1 protein-coding gene is annotated in these 262 nt (G+C 69.1%); it reads right to left on the reverse strand.

Annotated features, from left to right (window positions below; genetic code table 11):
- Positions 1–262: hypothetical protein (locus MJ643_RS30925; protein ID WP_247727343.1), on the reverse strand; the 262-nt coding region annotated here is incomplete at both ends.

The following is a 262-nucleotide window of genomic DNA, read 5'->3' on the forward strand; positions in this document are numbered from 1 at the left end:
GTCCTGCACGACCTGGAGCTGGTCGATGGATTCCTGCTGGGTCGCCTCCAGCCCCTTGGTTTTCTCGACCAGCTGCTCGGAGGCCTGGGCTGTGCGGGCCTGGAGCTGCCGCGATGTCACCGCCCGCTCGGTTTCCGGCGCGGCGCCGGTATAGGCGCGCCAGATGGCAATTGAGGTGACGCCCGCGATCAGCAGCAGCAGCGCCACGGCCGTGAGCACGATCGGCTGGCCGCCGAGACGAAGGAGTGGGTTGGGCGGTGTG

Origin of the sequence: Pseudomonas sp. PNPG3, from assembly GCF_023093815.1 — a bacterium.
Taxonomy (GTDB): Bacteria; Pseudomonadota; Gammaproteobacteria; order Pseudomonadales; family Pseudomonadaceae; genus Aquipseudomonas; species Aquipseudomonas asiatica.